This is a genomic window from Leisingera sp. G5_S3_59_S7 (assembly GCF_054968485.1).
In genome coordinates this window covers 32,558-46,739 of the sequence record NZ_JBQKUH010000035.1, presented here as the reverse complement: position 1 = coordinate 46,739, position 14,182 = coordinate 32,558, and the positions used below count along the sequence as shown (strand labels likewise).

General features: G+C 65.1%; 16 protein-coding genes and 1 other RNA gene. 11 read left to right on the top strand and 6 right to left on the bottom strand.

Translation table 11 applies throughout. The features are described from left to right. Positions 1 to 15 precede the first annotated feature (15 nt). Positions 16 to 708, bottom strand: a complete 693-nt coding sequence (locus ACTRWG_RS15375; RefSeq protein WP_462829552.1) for a metal-dependent hydrolase — start codon at positions 706 to 708, stop codon at positions 16 to 18. Positions 709 to 883: 175 nt separating this feature from the next. Between ACTRWG_RS15375 and gatC the strand changes: the two genes are divergently transcribed. From gatC to ACTRWG_RS15340, 7 genes are all read left to right on the top strand, one after another. Further along, entirely contained in the window at positions 884 to 1,171 is a 288-nt protein-coding gene (gene gatC, locus ACTRWG_RS15370) for an Asp-tRNA(Asn)/Glu-tRNA(Gln) amidotransferase subunit GatC (RefSeq protein ID WP_259969017.1), read from the top strand. A gap of 5 nt (positions 1,172 to 1,176) precedes the next feature. Then, positions 1,177 to 2,664 carry an Asp-tRNA(Asn)/Glu-tRNA(Gln) amidotransferase subunit GatA gene (gene gatA / locus ACTRWG_RS15365; RefSeq protein ID WP_462829551.1) on the top strand — a complete coding sequence of 496 codons (1,488 nt, stop codon included), beginning with the start codon at positions 1,177 to 1,179 and terminating at the stop codon, positions 2,662 to 2,664. 41 nt (positions 2,665 to 2,705) lie between these two features. Beyond that, positions 2,706 to 3,473: an excalibur calcium-binding domain-containing protein gene (locus ACTRWG_RS15360; RefSeq protein ID WP_027238199.1), complete on the top strand. Its 768-nt coding sequence runs from the start codon at positions 2,706 to 2,708 to the stop codon at positions 3,471 to 3,473. Continuing rightward, entirely contained in the window at positions 3,473 to 4,168 is a 696-nt protein-coding gene (locus tag ACTRWG_RS15355) for an N-acetylmuramoyl-L-alanine amidase (RefSeq protein WP_462829550.1), read from the top strand. The genes ACTRWG_RS15360 and ACTRWG_RS15355 overlap by 1 nt, the downstream gene beginning before the upstream one ends. Positions 4,169 to 4,349: 181 nt before the next feature. After that, positions 4,350 to 4,784: RNase P RNA component class A (gene rnpB / locus ACTRWG_RS15350), an RNA gene on the top strand. Positions 4,785 to 4,903: 119 nt separating this feature from the next. Then, positions 4,904 to 5,071, top strand: a complete 168-nt coding sequence (gene rpmG / locus ACTRWG_RS15345; RefSeq protein WP_008554190.1) for a 50S ribosomal protein L33 — start codon at positions 4,904 to 4,906, stop codon at positions 5,069 to 5,071. Between the two features lie 456 nt (positions 5,072 to 5,527). Further along, positions 5,528 to 5,716 (top strand): hypothetical protein, encoded by a 189-nt coding sequence (locus ACTRWG_RS15340; protein WP_462829549.1) that lies wholly within the window; start codon positions 5,528 to 5,530, stop codon positions 5,714 to 5,716. A 29-nt stretch (positions 5,717 to 5,745) separates the two neighbouring features. Here ACTRWG_RS15340 and ACTRWG_RS15335 read toward each other — a convergent pair whose 3' ends face one another. The 3 genes from ACTRWG_RS15335 to ACTRWG_RS15325 form a co-directional block, all read right to left on the bottom strand. Next, entirely contained in the window at positions 5,746 to 6,225 is a 480-nt protein-coding gene (locus tag ACTRWG_RS15335; RefSeq protein ID WP_462829548.1) for an N-acetyltransferase family protein, read from the bottom strand. A gap of 85 nt (positions 6,226 to 6,310) precedes the next feature. Next, positions 6,311 to 7,087, bottom strand: coding sequence for a Bax inhibitor-1/YccA family protein (locus ACTRWG_RS15330; RefSeq protein WP_027238195.1), 777 nt, complete (start codon positions 7,085 to 7,087; stop codon positions 6,311 to 6,313). 196 nt (positions 7,088 to 7,283) lie between these two features. Then, positions 7,284 to 7,505 carry a DUF1127 domain-containing protein gene (locus ACTRWG_RS15325; RefSeq protein ID WP_027238194.1) on the bottom strand — a complete coding sequence of 74 codons (222 nt, stop codon included), beginning with the start codon at positions 7,503 to 7,505 and terminating at the stop codon, positions 7,284 to 7,286. Positions 7,506 to 7,631: 126 nt separating this feature from the next. Between ACTRWG_RS15325 and ACTRWG_RS15320 the strand changes: the two genes are divergently transcribed. Beyond that, positions 7,632 to 8,513 (top strand): LysR family transcriptional regulator, encoded by an 882-nt coding sequence (locus ACTRWG_RS15320; protein ID WP_027238193.1) that lies wholly within the window; start codon positions 7,632 to 7,634, stop codon positions 8,511 to 8,513. A gap of 215 nt (positions 8,514 to 8,728) precedes the next feature. Here ACTRWG_RS15320 and ACTRWG_RS15315 read toward each other — a convergent pair whose 3' ends face one another. After that, positions 8,729 to 9,697 (bottom strand): NADPH:quinone oxidoreductase family protein, encoded by a 969-nt coding sequence (locus ACTRWG_RS15315; protein WP_027238192.1) that lies wholly within the window; start codon positions 9,695 to 9,697, stop codon positions 8,729 to 8,731. Positions 9,698 to 10,048: 351 nt separating this feature from the next. Between ACTRWG_RS15315 and ACTRWG_RS15310 the strand changes: the two genes are divergently transcribed. From ACTRWG_RS15310 to ACTRWG_RS15300, 3 genes are all read left to right on the top strand, one after another. After that, positions 10,049 to 10,420 (top strand): helix-turn-helix domain-containing protein, encoded by a 372-nt coding sequence (locus ACTRWG_RS15310; RefSeq protein ID WP_027238191.1) that lies wholly within the window; start codon positions 10,049 to 10,051, stop codon positions 10,418 to 10,420. Between the two features lie 97 nt (positions 10,421 to 10,517). Beyond that, positions 10,518 to 11,309, top strand: coding sequence for a histidinol-phosphatase (gene hisN, locus ACTRWG_RS15305; protein ID WP_027238190.1), 792 nt, complete (start codon positions 10,518 to 10,520; stop codon positions 11,307 to 11,309). Positions 11,310 to 11,427: 118 nt separating this feature from the next. Then, positions 11,428 to 12,762: an 8-oxoguanine deaminase gene (locus tag ACTRWG_RS15300; protein ID WP_027238189.1), complete on the top strand. Its 1,335-nt coding sequence runs from the start codon at positions 11,428 to 11,430 to the stop codon at positions 12,760 to 12,762. A gap of 64 nt (positions 12,763 to 12,826) precedes the next feature. Here the strand turns inward: ACTRWG_RS15300 and guaD are convergent, their stop codons facing one another. Further along, on the bottom strand, positions 12,827 to 14,113 hold the full coding sequence (gene guaD, locus ACTRWG_RS15295) for a guanine deaminase (protein ID WP_027238188.1): 1,287 nt from the start codon (positions 14,111 to 14,113) through the stop codon (positions 12,827 to 12,829). Positions 14,114 to 14,182: the final 69 nt, after the last annotated feature.

Sequence of the window (14,182 nt, the reverse complement as noted above, 5' to 3'; positions counted from 1 at the left end):
CAGCCGGGCGCGGCCTCAGATCTCGATCGCCTGCATCACTTCAGGCTCGATCACGTCCACCCCGGGCAGGCCTTCGATCAGGTCCTTGGCGTCCTGCTCCAGGATCGGAAAGCTCTTGTAGTGGCAGGGAATCACTGTCTTGAAATTGAAATAGCGTTTCGCCGCATAGGCCGCCTGCTTCATGTCCATGGTGAAATGGCCGCCTGCTGACAGGATGCCCACGTCCGGCTTGTAATAATCCCCCATCCAATCCATGTCCGCCATGATCGCAGTGTCGCCGGACAGATAGACCGTCTTGCCCTCCGCCATCAGCATGTATCCCACTTCAGAGCCGCCGGTGCGCAAGCCATCCTCGGTGCTGAAGGTGGAGCTGTGCGACGCCGGCACCATCGCAACCTGCACATCGCCCAGGTCCACCGTGCCGCCCTTGTTGAAGCCGGTGGTCTCTACCCCTTCGGTCTCGCCCCAAAGCCCCATCAGATCGTATTGTCCGATCACCGGCACCTTCAGCCGTTTGGCCAGCGGCAGCACGTCGACCACATGGTCGAAATGCGCATGGGTCAGCAGGATGTGCGTGGCTCCGGAAACCGCCGCCTCTTGCTGCTCCTCAGGCAGCACCGGATTGCCGGTCAGCCAGGGGTCCACCAGCAGCGCCTGGCCGCTTGTTTCGATGCGGAACGAGCCGTGGCCCAGCCAAATGATCTTCATCTGTCATCTCCTCCCGGTTCTAATGCCCGCAGCCTAGCAGGCTGAGGCGAAAATGATATCCAGACGTGCCGGAACTGCGGGCGCCGCCGTTTTCCCGGCCGCCGCACGCCGCAGCCGGCTTGCAGCGCAGGCGGCACGGCGGTAAATGCCTATCCAACACCAGATGAGGGTTTCCATGTCGATTGACCAAAGCACCGCCGCCAAGGTGGCCAAACTGGCCCGGATCAAGGTCGAGGACGACGCGCTGCCGGCGCTGGCAGACGAGTTCAACAATATCCTGGGATTCATCGAGCAGCTGAACGAGGTGGATGTCGAGGGCGTCGAGCCGATGACCTCGGTCACTCCGCAGCGCCTCAAGCGCCGCAAGGACGAAGTCACCGACGGCAACCAGCAGGACAAGATCCTGGCCAATGCGCCGGACGCCCGCGAAGGTTTCTTCGCCGTGCCCAAAGTCGTGGAGTGAGAGACATGAGCGATCTGAACAAACTGGGCCTGGCAGAGGCCCGCGACGCGCTGCGCAAGGGCGACACCACCTCCGTCGAGCTGACCGAGGCCTGCCTCAAGGCAATTGATGCGGCTGACGCGCTGAACGCCTTCGTGCACAAGACGCCTGAGATTGCGATGGAACGCGCCAAGGCGGCGGACGACCGCATCAAGGCGGGCGATGCGCCGTCCATGTGCGGCCTGCCGGTGGGCATCAAGGATCTGTTCTGCACCAAGGGCGTGCCCTCGCAGGCGTCCTCCAGGATCCTCGAAGGCTTCAAGCCGGAGTATGAATCGACCGTTTCGCAGAAACTGGCCGATGCCGGCTCCGTGATGCTGGGCAAGCTGAACATGGATGAGTTCGCCATGGGCTCCTCCAACGAAACCTCGGTCTACGGCAACGCCGTCAGCCCCTGGCGCCGCGGCAATGACGACGCCCAGCTGACCCCGGGCGGCTCCTCTGGCGGCTCCGCGGCTGCCGTGGCAGCCGACCTCTGCCTCGCGGCCACCGGCACCGATACCGGCGGCTCGATCCGCCAGCCTGCCGCCTTCACCGGCACCGTCGGGATCAAGCCGACCTACGGCCGCTGCTCGCGCTGGGGCATCGTCGCCTTTGCGTCCTCGCTGGACCAGGCAGGCCCGATGACCAAGTCGGTGCGCGACGCCGCCATCATGCTGGAAGCCATGTGCGGCCACGACCCCAAGGATTCGACCTCTGCCGAACTGGCAGTGCCGGATTTCGAGGCGATGCTGACGGGCAACATCAAGGGCAAGAAAATCGGTATCCCCAAGGAATACCGTATGGACGGCATGCCGGGCGAGATCGAGAAACTGTGGTCCGACGGCGCCGAAATGCTCAAGGCCGCAGGTGCGGAGATCGTCGACATCTCGCTGCCCCACACCAAGTATGCGCTGCCCGCCTACTATGTGATCGCCCCGGCTGAGGCCTCCTCGAACCTCGCGCGCTATGATGGCGTCCGTTATGGCCGCCGCGCCACGCTGGAAGCGGGTGACGGCATCACCGAAATGTACGAGAAGACCCGCGCCGAGGGCTTCGGCCACGAAGTGCAGCGCCGTGTCATGGTCGGCACCTACGTGCTGTCGGCAGGCTTCTATGACGCCTACTATAACCGCGCCCGCAAGGTCCGCACCCTGATCAAGAAGGACTTCGAGGACGTCTTTGCCGCCGGCGTCGACGCCATCCTGACCCCGGCCACGCCGTCCGCGGCCTTTGGCCTGGGCGAGATGACCGAGGCGGATCCGGTGCAGATGTACCTGAACGACGTCTTCACAGTCACCGTGAACCTGGCGGGCCTGCCGGGTGTGGCGGTGCCTGCGGGGCTCGACAAGCAGGGTCTGCCGCTGGGTCTGCAGCTCATTGGCAAGCCGTGGGACGAGGGCGATCTGCTGAACACTGCCTATGCGCTGGAGAATGCGGCCGGCTTTGTAGCCAAGCCGCAGCAATGGTGGTAAACCTCCGCCTCAGCACTTGAGCAGAGCAGACAGGTAACCCCATGCGCGCATTCGCATCTTACGCCGCCGCAGGCAGCCTTTTGGTGATGGCTGCCTGTTCGCCCCAAGTCCCCGACAGTGCCGCAGGCATTGATGGCGATCCCTTCGCGCCGCCGCCCGCCGCGGGCACGACCATCAACGGTGATCCGCTGGTGCCGCCGGCGCGGGTGTCGACGGAACCGGTGCCGGCAGCAACAGCCCCGCGCAGCCCAGGCTCGGCAGCTGCGGCGGGCACGTTCAATACCGCCAGCACTGCCGCCAGCGGCGCGGACATCGCCCGCGAAACCGCCGCAGCGCTGGCGGCCTCCGGTACCGGCTCCGGCGCTGAGCCGCTGCAGGCAAGCCCCGCGAACCCGGCACCGCAGATGGCCGGCGATGGCCGGATTTCGGACGAGAACGACTTTCAGGCGGTCTCCGCCCGGCAGTCGATCGAGAGCGACGCCGCCCGGCTGGAGCGCCAGCGGGCGCAGTACCAGCAGGTGCAGCCGGTTGCAGTGCCGCAGCGCACGGAGGAGGCAGGGCCCAACATCGTGCGCTATGCCCTCGGCACCAGCAATCCCAAGGGCGTGCGCGTCTACAGCCGCTCCGGTATCAACCTGAAGGCCCGCAACCAGCGCAACTGCGCAGAGTTTGCCTCCCCCGACCAGGCCCAGGTCGCCTTTCTTGACGCCGGCGGGCCGGAGCGCGACCGCAAGGCTCTGGACCCGGATGGCGACGGCTATGCCTGCGGCTGGGACCCGGCACCTTACCGGCTGGCCGTCCAGAACTGATGGCCGCGGATCCGCGCGGGCCTGATCAGCCGGGTGCCCTCTGGCACCCGAGCCCCAACTTCGGGCCCCGCAGGGACGGCTTGAAGCCGTCCCTGATCGTTTTGCACTACACCGCCATGAAGGGTGCGCAGGCCGCGCTTGAGCGGCTCTGCGATCCGGCGGCGGAGGTTTCCGCCCACTATCTGATCGGCACTGACGGCACCCTGTGGCAGATGGTGGCGGAAGAACACCGCGCCTGGCACGCCGGAGCCGGCGAATGGCGGGGGCAGGCGGATATCAACTCCCGCTCCATCGGCATCGAACTCGACAACCTCGGCTCGCACCCGTTCGGCGCGCCGCAAATGGCCGCGCTGGAAGAGCTGATGCGCGGTGTGATGCAGCGCTGGAGCATCCCGGCCGCGGGTGTGATCGGGCATTCCTGCATGGCGCCGGGGCGGAAGTCCGACCCGGGCCCGCGGTTTGACTGGAACCGTCTGGCGCGGCAGGGGCTGGCGGCAGCGGCCGGCGAGGGCCGGGTGCCGCAGAACCCATCCTTTGCGAAGTTCCGCAAGGCCGCCGCTGCAGCCGGTTTCACGGCGCAAGCGGAGGATGAGGCGCTTCTGGCCGCCGTCCGCCTGCGGTTCCGCCCCTGGGCGCGCGGCCCGCTGACGCTAGCGGATTTCGCCCCCCTGGGGGCTGACGCGCTTGAACCCTGATAATATGCGAGGCTCTGCCTCGCGCTCCGGGATATTTCCGGCCAGATGAATAAAGGATCCTGTCTTCATCCGGCTGAAAATATCCTGGGGTGAATTGGCCGTGAGGCCAAGGGGGGCAAAGCCCCTGAATCTGCACTATCCGCTTGACGCCGCACGCTGATGTTTCTACGCCTCCAGTCGCGCAGAAGGCTGGACGGCCGCGCGGGGCGCGCAAGCCCCCCTCGAGGAAAGTCCGGACTCCATGAAGCAACGGTGCCGGGTAACGCCCGGGCGGGGAAACCCGACGGAAAGCGCCACAGAAAACAGACCGCCCGCCGGACCGGAGGTCCGCCAAAGGAGCATCCGCGCGGGTAAGGGTGAAACGGTGGGGTAAGAGCCCACCGCGCTGCTGGCAACAGCGGCGGCACGGCAAGCCCCACCGGGAGCAATGCCAAATAGGGCCCCCGCGCGGGCAGGTCCCGGGCAACCGGGAAACCGCCGCTAGGTTCGCTTCAGCCGAGAGGGGCCGGGTTGGCAGCTTGAGCGGCGCAGCAATGCGCCGCCTAGATGAATGGCCGTCGAACCCGGGATTACGGTCCCGGGGGGACAGGATCCGGCTTACAGGCCTTCTGCGCATAAATCCCTTGGGGAATGGGGGCGAATCCTATTGACTTGGGGGCTGAGGCGGGTAAAAGCCGGGCTTCAGATAGGAATTTACCGAGAGGCCCCTGCCTTTTCGGACGCAGGAGAAGCACCATGGCGAAGCCGACCACCATCAAAATCCGCCTGAACTCGAGCGCGGGCACCGGCCACTTCTATGTCACCAAGAAGAACGCACGCACCATGACCGAGAAAATGGTTGTGCGGAAGTACGACCCGGTTGTGCGCAAGCACGTCGAGTACAAGGAAGGCAAAATCAAGTAAGCCTTTCCTTCGGAATGATTTCCGGAAACGGGTCGCGCCAGGCGCGGCCCGTTTTCTTTTGCAGCTGCCCCGGCGGGACAGCGAATGCCATTAATTCCCGGTAAATGCTGTTTTGATTGTCCGTATTTGCCTGCCGCCGCGGCATCTTCCTGCCGCAATTCTGCTCTAGGCTGACACTTGTGGGTTAATGAGCAAACGGGTGGATGAGCTGTGAAGACATTTGCGATCGCCGCGGCGCTGACAGCGGCCTCGGCACCGGTTTCAAGTTCCTTTGATACAACAGCGGCGGCAGTCCCGCTGCCGCCAGCGGTGACGGCGGTTCACCTGCATTCCGCGCCTTCAGCCCCGGTTCCAGCGGCGGAGCCCGCAGGCCGGGACCACGCTGTGATAGACAGGATCGTGGAGTTCCAGGGACGGGAACTTGCCTTGTGCCTGGTCCGGTCCGGCAGCGCAGGAATGGCAGTGCTGAGCGTGCCTGAGGACAGTGCAGTGCCCAGCCTGCCGGACATCGCCGAAGCGGACTTCCGCGGCCTGGTGACCGGGGCGTCGGGCTGCCGCCTGGAGGGTGATATCCGCGAGGTGGCGAGCAGCCGCGGCACCATTGCCATTTCCACAGGCCTGGACTGCTCCGGCTTAGGGTCCTGAATTCACGGGCCTTAAGCCGTTAACGGGCCTCAGGCGCGCCATTCCGCCATGGTCAGCACCGGCTCCATTCCCATTCCCATTCCCTTCATCAGCGCGGCTGAGGCGGTGTTGAAGGGCGCATAGGTGGCCGCGATCACCGTGGCCCCGGCGTTCAGCGCGCGGGCCTGCATTGCCTCTACCAGTGCCTTGCCGACGCCCATCCGCCGCCAGGCCTCCGTGACTGAAATATGGTGCAGCATGGCGCGTGTCTCGGCCGGGCGGACCGGCAGGGCAGGGCGCTCCTGCAGTTCATAGACCAGATAGCCCAGCAGGGTGCCCTGCGGGCTCTCCGCGGCCAGCGCAAAGACATCTTCCCCGCTCAGCCAGTCCTGCAGCCATTTGGCCAGACCGTCGCTGCCGGGTGCCGGAATGTGGCGCTCCGGCTGATGGGTGACGTGCAGCGCGTGCAGGTCCTGCAGCATCGGCACCAGGCGCTCGGCCTCTTTGGCGGGAACCTCAATAATGTTCATGGGGAATACCTTGTTTTTGTTGTTGAAATAAGAAGGGGCGGATCTTTGCGATCCGCCCCTTGCAATGCCTGAAATGGAGGTGCGCTTATTCGCGGTTGCCAAGCAGCTGGAGCAGCATCATGAACATGTTGATGAAGTCCAGATACAGGCTCAGCGCGCCCATGATCGCGGATTTCGCCAGCCACTCCTGGTCGCCCGCATGGGCCATCTGCAGGTAGTCGTTCTTGATCCGCTGGGTGTCATAGGCTGTGAGGCCCGCAAAGATCAGCACGCCGATCACCGAGATCGCAAATGCCATGGCGGAGGATGCCAGGAAGATGTTTACAATCGACGCCACGATCAGGCCGATCAGGCCCATGATCAGGAAGGCGCCCATGCCGCTGAGGTCCTTCTTGGTGGTGTAGCCCACCAGCGACAGGCCCGCAAAGGCGATAGAGGTGATCAGGAACACCTGCACGATGCTTTCGCCGGTGAAGACCAGGAAGATCGAGCTGATCGACAGGCCCATCACCGTGGCAAAGACGTAGAACAGCAGCTGCACGCCGGCTGCGGACATGCGGTTTGCGGCGGCGCCGATGCCGAACACAAAGGCCAGCGGGGCAAACATGATGACCCACTTCAGCGGCGAGGCATAAAGCGCATACCCGACGTTGGTCAGGTACTTGTCAGCGCTCAGCTGCGCCACGGCGTTTGCCGGATCGGTGGTGACAGCCAGCCCGGCGATTGCCCAGGCGGCCAGGAAGGTGATGAACGTGCCTGCCGCCATGGTGGCGTAGACTTTGTTCATATGGGCGCGAAGGCCCTCATCAATCTGCGCGGCGCGGGCGCCGGCAGCAGACCGGATGGTGTCAAACTGTGCCATTCTCAATGGTCTCCGTAATCTACTCCCTTGCTGCCCGCGCGCGAACGGAGCCGCGGCCGGCAGCTTTCCCGGTAAATATCGGGCTAACCGCCTTGCGGTTCAAGTATTTCGGACCAAGAAATACATGAAAAAAGCAAGTTAGCGGGCCGCTTTTCGGCAGCCCGCGGGAAAAGGCAGGCAGGGGCGGATTTTCCGCTCAGCGCAGCCAGTGGTCCGGCGCGCTCCAGAACCCGCGGCGGGCTTCGGCCTCGGCTTGTGACCGGGTCAGCCCGATGTCTTTGAGCGCCCGGTCATCCAGCGCTGCCAGCTGGTCCCGCTGGCGCCGGACAGACCAGAGCAGGCGCAGGCGGCTGAACAGCGAATGCTGCGGCTTACGGGCGGTGCAGCTGGCGGGGCATGAGGCTGTTGCATGGGTCATGTCGGCGGATCCTTCAGTTGAGTTTGTGATGTTTACCCTTTGGGTGATCAATGGTATTGATGAATATGGCTCCCTGTGGCATATTTTGAAAACGAATGTTTTTGATACAATGCATCAGGTGTTGTGATGGTAAGAAATCTCGATATCACCACGCTCCGCTCCTTTGCAGCGGTGGCAGACAACGGCGGCGTGACACGGGCGGCGGGGTTCCTGCATCTCACCCAGTCGGCGGTCTCCATGCAGCTGAAGCGGCTGGAGGAGCTGCTGGGCGTGGCGCTGCTGGACCGATCCGGCCGCACCATTGCGCTGACGGCAGAGGGCGAGCAGTTGCTGGGATATGCCCGCAGAATGGTGGCGCTGAACGACGAGGTGATCGGCAGGCTGACCGATCAGGCCTATGAGGGCGAGGTGCTGCTCGGGGTGCCGCATGACGTGGTGCACCCGGTGATCCCCACGGTTCTGAAACGGTTCAACCTCAGCTATCCGCGGGTGAATGTGAATCTTTGCACTTCCAACACCCGTGATCTCAAGACAGAGTTCGGGCGCGGCGCCTTTGACCTGATCCTGACCACCGAAACTGGTGCGGGTGAGGGCGGTGAAACGATCCACAGCATGCCGCTGCGCTGGGTCGGCGCGCCGGACGGGTCGGTCTGGCGGCAGCGCCCGCTGCGGCTCGGCTTCTGCCGCAACTGCAGCTTCCGTCCGGTGGCCACGGCCGCGCTGGATGAGGCGGGCATCGAATGGGAGATGGCGCTCGACAGCGATTCCGACCGGACGGTCGAGGCGACGGTCAGCGCTGATCTAGCCGTTGGCGTGCTGCTCGAGGGCACCCAGCCGGGCTATCAGGAGCTGATCGACCAGGGTTGCGGCCTGCCGGACCTGCCGATGCAGCACATCAATCTCTACGGGGCGGAGCGCGTGCGTGCGCCTTACGTCGAAGAATTGGCCGAGTTCATCCGCCAGGGCTTCCAGGGGCTGTGGGCGGCACCGTTGCGGGCTGCCGGGTGACATGCGGCATCCCCGGCACGGGGCGGATCCGGTTGCCGGGGCATTGAGCACACAGTGACCGCGGAAAAGGCGGCCGCATCTCCCGCGCCCGCAGGCCGCCCTGGCTTTGCCAGCGCGTCCCTAACGGCCTTGGGCCAGGCGAATTGGCAGATGCACCGGCGGCGGGCGGGCGCCTTCGCGCAGGCAGCTGTTCGGCCGTCAGCCCTCCCTTGCAATCAGCTGCCGGTGCCTGTGGTGATTACGACCTTGCCAGTGGATTTGCGGCTGCGCAGCAGCTCCAGCCCTTCACCAGCCTGTTCCAGCGGCAGCACGTGGCTGATGTGCGGCTTGATGCGGCCCTCACCGTGCCAGGCAAACAGCGTCTCAAAGGACCGGCGCACCGCTTCGGGACGGAATTTCATGTAGCCGCCCAGATAGAATCCGATCACCGTCAGGTTCTTCACCAGCAGGTGGTTGGCCGGGATCTGCGGCACCTCGCCGCCGGCAAAGCCCACCGGCAGCAGCCGCGCACCGGGATTGGCGGACCGGAAGGCGGCCTTCCACACGTCGCCGCCGATTGCATCGTAAACAACATCCGCGCCGCCAAGCGCCTTCACCGCACTGCGCAGGTCCTCGCCCGCGTCGATCAGGTGATCCGCCCCGGCGGCTGCGGCCACCTCCAGCTTCTCCTGGCCGCGGGCCTGGGCAATTACCGTTGCCCCCATCAGCTTGCCGATCTCGACCGCTGTCAGGCCGACACCGCCGGCAGCGCCCGTCACCAGCAATGTCTCGCCAGGCTGCAGCCGGGCGCAGTGATCCAGCGCCATATGGCTGGTGCCATAGGCGATCTGCATCGCCGCGGCATGTTCGAAACTCATTTCATCGGGGATCCGGATCAGCCGCGCGGCATCGAACACGCCCGCCTCCGCCAGCCCGCCGCAGCCGCCGAACACAGCCACCCGGTCGCCAACGGCAAATCCTTCGGTTCCCTCTCCCAGCGCCGTCACCACGCCGGCGGCCTCCAGCCCCAGGGTGAAGGGCGGTTCCGGCGTGTCCTGATAGCTGCCCTTCATCATCAGCAGATCGGCAAAGTTCAGGCCGCAGGCCCGCAGCGCAATAGCCGCTTCTCCCGGGCCTGGCTGCGGGCATCCGGTTTCCGTCAGGGCTGCCGGTCTGTCGAAGCCGGAAACTTGGTAAGCCAGCATATTTCTTCCTCACCTTTTGCGGGAATCGGGGTGATTCGAAGCGGTACACTGCCGGGCCTCCGCACCCGGGCACACCTCGCTATTTTTGGGGAGGTACGCGATCTGCAGCCGCTTGGCAATAAAACGTTTATAAAAATGATACATGAAATCATGCGGTTGAGCTTTCGGGCCCCGCCGGGGGCGACGGCAGTCTTGCAATCAACCGCAAGGGTTGTACACTTTTGCTTAGAGGTTGATCTCAGATCGCTCTGATGGGGAACCGTGTTCCGGCAAAGATTTGAAGGCGCCAGAACAGGTTATAGGAATGCAGCGGTCCGGGGTGCAGCCGGATTTTGAGACTAGGAGAAACGCATGGCTCATCCCGTTGACGTGCATGTGGGAAAGCGCATCCGCCACCGCCGGTGGCTGATCGGCATGACGCAGCAGCAGCTAGCCGAACAAGTCGGCATTAAATTCCAGCAAATTCAGAAGTATGAGACCGGTGCCAACCGGGTCAGCGCGTCGCGGTTGTGGGATATTTCCGACGCCCTCGAGGTGCCGGTGAGCTTTTTCTTCGAAGGCTTGCAGGAAGAAGGCAAGGCCCCGGCCGAAAAGACCGCCGTGCCGGAGGATCTGATGGGCGACAAGGAAGCGCTCGATCTGGTGCGGTCCTACTACGCGATCCCGGAAAACCAGCGCCGCCGCCTGTTCGAACTGGCGCGGGTGCTGAGCGACGCCGCCTGAAAGCTGGACGGGTCCTGACGGCCATTGCGGCGCAAAACCGGCTTCGCGGCGGGATTTGCGCTTGCAATAAAACCGGCCGGGTGGCACCCGTTCACGCATGACACAGGCCGCTTTTTCCGATCTCGATGTTGCGCACAGGATGGCAGACGCGGCCCGCGCTGCCATCCTGCCGCATTTCCGCACCACCTCCCTGAACACCGAAAACAAGCTGGCTGGCGGGTTTGATCCCGTCACCGTGGCCGACCGCGCGGCAGAGCAAGCAATGCGCGCCGTGCTGGCAGAGCTGCGCCCTGCGGACGGCATCCTGGGCGAGGAGTTCGGCTCAGAACCCGGCACCTCCGGCCGCACCTGGGTGCTGGACCCGATCGACGGCACCCGCGGCTTCATCAGCGGCACGCCGACCTGGGGCGTTCTGATTGCGCTGGCGGATGAAAATGGCCCGTTCCTGGGGGTGATCGACCAGCCCTACACCGGCGAGCGTTTTTGCGGCGGCCCTGAGACCGCCATGATGACCGGCCCGCTGGGCGAGAGGCCGCTGGAAACCCGCGCCACCGCCGCGCTGGAGGACGCCATCCTGTTCACCACCTTTCCGGAGGTCGGCACCGCCGAGGAGCGCGCCGGGTTCGAGCGGGTGTCTGCCCGCGCCAAGCTGACCCGTTACGGCACCGATTGCTATGCCTATGCGCTGGTGGCCGCAGGACAGGTTGATCTGGTGATTGAGGCGGGCCTCAACGCCTATGACATCCAGGCGCCGATAGCATTGATCCAGGCGGCGGGCGGCATCGTGACAGACTGGCAGGGCAACCCGGCGCATCAGGGCGGCCGTGCCTTGGCCGCCGCCAATCCACGGATTCACGCCGCTGCGCTGGAGCTGCTGCGCCAGGCCTGACAGGCTTGAAACCGGCGGAGCCTGCTTGTAATCTGCGCAACAGGCCGGTTCTTCGCCCGTTTTCCATCGGCCAATCACACATTCCACTGAAGCGGGCTGCCAAAAGGAGTGTGTGACGATGGCAGAAATCCTGATTCAAAATGCCGATACCGTCCTGACGATGGACGATGCGCGGCGGGTGCTGCACGGGGCGGATGTGCTGATCCGCGGCGGCCAAATTGCCGCGGTAGGGCAGGGGCTGGAGACCAGCGGCGAGACCGTCTCCGGCCGCGGCTGCGTGGTGACGCCCGGTCTGGTCAACACCCACCACCACCTTTACCAGAACCTCACCCGCGCAGTGCCGGGCGCGCAGGACGCGCTGCTGTTCGGCTGGCTGCAGCGGCTGTATCCGGTTTGGGCGCAGTTCACTCCTGACGAGATGTTCGTCTCTGCCCAGCTGGGCCTGGCCGAACTGGCACTGTCGGGCTGCACCCTCAGCTCCGACCACCTGTATCTCTACCCCAACGGCTCCCGGTTGGAGGACACCATCCACGCCGCCCGTGACGTGGGCCTGCGCTTCCACCCGACCCGCGGCGCGATGAGCATCGGCGAAAGCGACGGCGGCCTGCCGCCGGACAGCCTGGTCGAAGACGAACGGGCCATCCTGGACGACATGATCCGGGTGGTGGACGCCTTCCATGACCCGGCTGAAGGCTCCATGTGCCGGGTTGGCCTGGCACCTTGCTCGCCGTTCTCAGTCAGCCGGGAGCTGATGCGCGACGCCGCGCTGCTGGCCCGCGACAAGGGAGTGATGCTGCACACCCACCTGGCCGAAAACGACGAGGACATCGCCTATTCCCAGGCGCAGTTCGGCTGCCGCCCCGGCCAATACGCCGAGGAACTCGGCTGGACCGGCGATGATGTCTGGCACGCGCATTGCGTCAAGCTCGACGTGCAAGAGATTGATCTTTTTGCCAGAACCCGAACGGGAGTTGCCCATTGCCCCTGTTCCAACTGCCGCCTGGGAAGCGGTATCGCGCCGGTGCGCGCGATGCGCGACGCAGGCGTGCCGGTCGGGCTGGGGGTGGATGGCTCTGCCAGCAACGATATGGCCAGCCTCAGTGCCGAAGCACGCCAAGCCATGCTGCTGCAAAGGGTCGCCAATGGCGCGGACGCGATGAGCGCCTATGAAACCCTGGAGATCGCCACCCGCGGCGGCGCTGATGTGCTGGGCCGCCCCGACTGCGGCCGCCTCGAACCCGGCAAGCGCGCGGATATTGCGATCTGGGACGCCACCGGCATCGCCTCCAGCGGCAGCTGGGACCCGGCGGCCTTGCTGCTGGCCGGCCCCACGCAGGTCAAACACCTGTTCGTCGAGGGCAAGCAGATCATCCGCGGCGGCGAACTCACCACACTGGACCTGCCGCGCCTGATCGAGCGCCACGGCCAGCTGGCGCAACGGTTGATGCAGTAGAGGATCCGTCCTTCATCTGGCTGAAAATATCCCCGCCGGAGGCAGAGGCGCGCCAGCGCCTCTCCTAAACCCGCTTGCCGCCGATCCAGGTCTCGGCAATGGCGCGGTCATCACCCATCATGATGGTCGGGAACACCGCTTCCCAGACATCTTCGGCCCTATCGGCGCGCTGCGCAATGGCCGGGGTGGAGGCCAGGTCCAGCACCACCAGATCCGCCTCCATGCCTGCCGCGATATTGCCGATCTTCCCATCCATCCGCAGCGCCGTGGCTGATCCTTGGGTCGCCAGCCACAACAGCTGCGCCGCGTGCAGCGGCGTGCCGCGCAGCTGGCCGATCTCATAGGCCGCCGCCATCGTGCGCAGCATCGAAAAACTCGACCCGCCGCCGGTGTCGGTGGCAAGGCCGATCCGCTGCCCCTCCGCCATCAGCCCGGCCATGTCAAACAGGCCGGAGCCGATGAAGGTGTTTGACGTCGGGCAATGGATCAGCGCCGCGCCATAATCGCGCAGCCGGTGCCGCTCGCGCTCCTCCAGGTGGATGGCGTGGCCATAAAGCCCCTTGGCGCCCAGCAGGCCGAACTCCTCATAGGTGTCCAGGTAATCCCGCGCCTGCGGGAACAGCTCCCGGACCCAGGCAATCTCATCTGTCTGCTCGCTCAGGTGCGTCTGCATCAGGCATTCCGGATGCTTGCCCCACAGCGCGCCCATCGCCTCGAGCTGCTCCGGCGTCGAGGTGGGGGAGAACCGCGGGGTGATGGCGTACTCCAGGCGGTCCACTCCGTGCCAGCGTCCGATCAAAGCCTCCGAGTCGTCATAGGCCGACTGCGCCGTGTCCCGCAGCCCCTCCGGCGCGTTGCGGTCCATGCAGGTTTTGCCCGCCGCCACCCGCTGGCCGCGCGCCTGCGCCGCGGCAAAGAACGCATCGACGCTTTCGGAATGGATAGTGCAATAGCTGCAGACCGTTGTGGTGCCATGCGCCGCGGTCAGGTCCAGATAGCGCGCGGCGATTTCATCGGCATAGGCCCGGTCCGCAAACCGCATTTCCTCCGGGAAGGTATAACTGTTCAGCCAGTCGATCAGCCGCTTGCCCCAGCTGGCGATGATCGCGGTCTGCGGGTAATGCACATGGGCATCGACAAAGCCCGCCATGATCAGCTTGCCGCTGTGATCCACGGTCGCCGCCTCTGGCAGAAGCGCCTGCATTTCCGCCAGCGTGCCGGCACCCGCGATCCGCCCGTCCTGCACCGCCACCGCCTCCTGCAGCCGGGCCGCGTATTCCGGGCGCTCCCCGTCAAAAGGCGAGCCGGAGAAGGACAGAACCTGTCCCTTCAGGATGAAACCGGTGGCCATATTTCCAACCCTTTCCTTGCAAATGCACCCCGCGCAGGGTACCCGCCGCATCAGCTCCGGACAGATTAT

Bases quoted from the DNA above. Each gene is read 5' to 3' on its own strand.
- ACTRWG_RS15375 (WP_462829552.1), bottom strand. From the start codon at position 708: ATGAAGATCATTTGGCTGGGCCACGGCTCGTTCCGCATCGAAACAAGC.
- gatC (WP_259969017.1), top strand. From the start codon at position 884: ATGTCGATTGACCAAAGCACCGCCGCCAAGGTGGCCAAACTGGCCCGG.
- gatA (WP_462829551.1), top strand. From the start codon at position 1,177: ATGAGCGATCTGAACAAACTGGGCCTGGCAGAGGCCCGCGACGCGCTG.
- ACTRWG_RS15360 (WP_027238199.1), top strand. From the start codon at position 2,706: ATGCGCGCATTCGCATCTTACGCCGCCGCAGGCAGCCTTTTGGTGATG.
- ACTRWG_RS15355 (WP_462829550.1), top strand. From the start codon at position 3,473: ATGGCCGCGGATCCGCGCGGGCCTGATCAGCCGGGTGCCCTCTGGCAC.
- rpmG (WP_008554190.1), top strand. From the start codon at position 4,904: ATGGCGAAGCCGACCACCATCAAAATCCGCCTGAACTCGAGCGCGGGC.
- ACTRWG_RS15340 (WP_462829549.1), top strand. From the start codon at position 5,528: ATGGCAGTGCTGAGCGTGCCTGAGGACAGTGCAGTGCCCAGCCTGCCG.
- ACTRWG_RS15335 (WP_462829548.1), bottom strand. From the start codon at position 6,225: ATGAACATTATTGAGGTTCCCGCCAAAGAGGCCGAGCGCCTGGTGCCG.
- ACTRWG_RS15330 (WP_027238195.1), bottom strand. From the start codon at position 7,087: ATGGCACAGTTTGACACCATCCGGTCTGCTGCCGGCGCCCGCGCCGCG.
- ACTRWG_RS15325 (WP_027238194.1), bottom strand. From the start codon at position 7,505: ATGACCCATGCAACAGCCTCATGCCCCGCCAGCTGCACCGCCCGTAAG.
- ACTRWG_RS15320 (WP_027238193.1), top strand. From the start codon at position 7,632: ATGGTAAGAAATCTCGATATCACCACGCTCCGCTCCTTTGCAGCGGTG.
- ACTRWG_RS15315 (WP_027238192.1), bottom strand. From the start codon at position 9,697: ATGCTGGCTTACCAAGTTTCCGGCTTCGACAGACCGGCAGCCCTGACG.
- ACTRWG_RS15310 (WP_027238191.1), top strand. From the start codon at position 10,049: ATGGCTCATCCCGTTGACGTGCATGTGGGAAAGCGCATCCGCCACCGC.
- hisN (WP_027238190.1), top strand. From the start codon at position 10,518: ATGACACAGGCCGCTTTTTCCGATCTCGATGTTGCGCACAGGATGGCA.
- ACTRWG_RS15300 (WP_027238189.1), top strand. From the start codon at position 11,428: ATGGCAGAAATCCTGATTCAAAATGCCGATACCGTCCTGACGATGGAC.
- guaD (WP_027238188.1), bottom strand. From the start codon at position 14,113: ATGGCCACCGGTTTCATCCTGAAGGGACAGGTTCTGTCCTTCTCCGGC.